Annotated in this window: 1 protein-coding gene; it reads right to left on the bottom strand. The window is 69.7% G+C overall.

Annotated features, from left to right (window positions below; translation table 11 throughout):
- Nucleotides 1-817: 817 nt before the first annotated feature.
- Complete coding sequence (locus tag DLJ47_RS34080; RefSeq protein WP_109906328.1) at nt 818-1,411, bottom strand: hypothetical protein; 594 nt, start codon at nt 1,409-1,411, stop codon at nt 818-820.
- Nucleotides 1,412-2,681: the final 1,270 nt, after the last annotated feature.

The raw sequence follows: 2,681 nt of genomic DNA, 5'->3' as shown, positions 1-2,681 counted from the left end.
AACATAGGCCAGCCGACGCCCGTTCGCGACCACTCTGACCGATCTTCACGTCCCGGAGACAGCGCCGCCCCCGCGGCCTTGTGGGCTGCGGGGGCGGCGCTGGGGTGTCGGTGTGCAGGTCGCCTCTCGGCGAGTGGCGCGACGCGGCTCCAGCCGGACGGTATTCCGCGAAGGCTATAGAGGTGAGGCCCGGGGACACTGAATCACACCGACACTGGTCTCAACCGGGTAGTGGGTCGGGTTGTTCCCGCTTGCTGGACTGGTTTCGTGCCGGGTGGCGGTCGGCCGCCCGCACCCCTTGGCTGCACGGCATCGTCCGTCGGCCGGGCCTTCGGGCGCCGATGTTGCGGTGGTCGGGGCTGTGGCCTGGTGCGTCGGGGGCGCGGTTTGGGGTGTGGCCCGCCGTGCCCGGCTCCGGGCGGTCAGGCTTGATCCCTGCGCCGGGCACGGCGGGCCACACCCCTGTCCCGGTCGAGCCTCGACCGCCGGTCGCGGTCGTCGGGTCGGTGCCTCGCGCTGTCCGCGTGGGTGTGCGGGCCGTTGGTCGAGATCTTGGGCAGTTTCGGTTCGCGGCGGACGGTAACTGTCCAAGATCTGCGCCAGGCCGCCGGTGGCAGGTGTCGGTCGGTCTGCTGGGAAGACATCGCTGGCCAGCGCCCGCGATCGGGGGCCGGCCCGAGTCCGGGTATGCCGCAGGGCCGGCACCCGTGGTGGGGTGCTGGCCCTGCCGGTGGTGGATGTGCTGCTGGCCGACACCCGTTGGGTGTCGGCCAGCAGTCCCCCTATGAGGAAAGTCAGTGCTGTCTGTTGGGTTGGGTCAGTTGTTCCAGTGCTCGGCGACGAGGTCGGCGGCCTGCTGCTCCCACTGGGCGTAGTGGAACGGGTAGGCCGACACCTGCACGGTCTGGGCGGCCTTGGTCAGCGGCATGTCCTGCCAGCCGTCGACCTGCTTGAGGCCCTTCAGGAACGCCTTGGTCGAGTACTCGGGGTCGGTGATCTGCTCCACCGTGCCCCAACCGCTCGACGGGCGCTGCTGGAACAGACCCTGCGAGTCATGGTCATTCCGGTCACCCAGGTGACCCAGGTTCTCCAGCTTCGACTCCTGCAGCGCGGTCGCGATCGCCACCACGGCGGCGCGCTCGTCCATGTCGGACTTCTTCGTCGCCGCGATGATCGCCTTCACGTTCGCAACCTGCTCAGAGTCGAGGTCGATGCGCGACTGCTCACCCTGCACACCATGCGGAATCAGCTTCGCCTTGTCGACACCCGGCTTGTCAGCCTGCACCACGGCGACCGGCTTCACCGACTCAACCGACGCGGCCTCAGCGTTCGTGGCGGGGCCGGCGAAGATGCCACCGGCGAAGGCCAGACCAGCAATACCCAGAACGCTCTTACGCATGATCGTGTTCATCACAAAGCTCCTTCGGGGGATGACGCCACCAAACCCAAGGGGGACGGGCCACAGCAGCGCAAGCACCATCAGGCGCTCAGAAAAGACTCGGGGGAAAGAACCACTCGACACACTCGCGGGCGGGGGATGCCCTGGTGCCAGATGCCCGGCCGAACCTGCGGGGCGGGGGTGCCCTGCGCGGTGCCGGACTGTGTGTAACGACCGCCAGCCCACCATCATTCCGGGGCCGGAACCCTCACCCGGCTCTGCCGGGCGGGACCGTTGCTGCGATCGCTGGGGGATGTAACGACCGCCAGCACCCCATCATTCCGGGGCCACGACCCTCATCCGGCGGATGCCGGCGGGACCGTTGCTGCGATCGCCGGGGGATGTAACGACCGGCCGCCCGCCACCATTCCGCCGGGCCCACGGGCCTCGGGGCCGGCTGTGCGCGGCGGCGTGCCCTTGCTCGATCGTCCGCATGATGTAACGCCCCCGACCCGGCCCCGATTCCACCACCGGGATGCCGCCGGTCACACCCCCAAACCCGACAAGCACCCCACTCACGGGTCGAACCACCAGCCCGGCCGACGGGCCGGACGGCGTGATCGACACCGTGTCGCCGATATGGGGCTATCCCGGACGGGTCGACACCGCCACATCGGCGAAACGACGACAGGGCCCGCACGCCCACGAAGCCTGACGCGCGGAATGTCCGGACCGCCCGCTGAAGTTCCATCCCAACCGGTCGGGATCCCATCGGGCGCCCTCGTGCCGGTGGGGTCACGGAGGAACGAGCGTGATACCTCAGCGGCATATTGATGACTCAGAGGTATCAACCTCTCGGACAACGTAGCCCCCGCCGACACGCCCGAACCGACCAGCCAGCCGCCGAACCACGCCGGACGGGACGAGCGAACCGGCCCCGGCACCGGCGGCACGAACGGACCCGGACCACGAAAGAGCGCAATGAGCGGACCTGCCCCCGACGAAGGTTCGCCCGCCGCGACCAGCCGGGCGGACTGAACCACGACAAGGCCCGCCGCGACCAGCCGAGCGGACCCGGACCACGACGACGATGGGCCGCCCACCGTGACCGCACGCGCGGAGCTGGACCACGACAACGTCGGCCCACCGGACCGCACCGCCGGCCCGGACGCGCATCCGGTCGCTGTCAGCGGCGGACGGAGCTGGACCACGGCGAGGGTGTGGCCCGCCGTGACCGGCGCAGGGACTGTCTCTTATACACATCTCCGAGCCCACGAGACCGGAGCCTAACTCGTATGCCGGC

The organism is Micromonospora sp. S4605 (assembly GCF_003176715.1).
Lineage (GTDB): Bacteria > Actinomycetota > Actinomycetes > Mycobacteriales > Micromonosporaceae > Micromonospora > Micromonospora echinaurantiaca.
The sequence above is the reverse complement of the archived record's forward strand: the minus strand, read 5'-3'. Positions and strand labels throughout refer to the sequence as shown.

What these genes read in the sequence shown, in the direction of transcription:
- DLJ47_RS34080 (WP_109906328.1), bottom strand. Translation starts at nt 1,411, where the DNA reads ATGAACACGATCATGCGTAAGAGCGTTCTGGGTATTGCTGGTCTGGCC.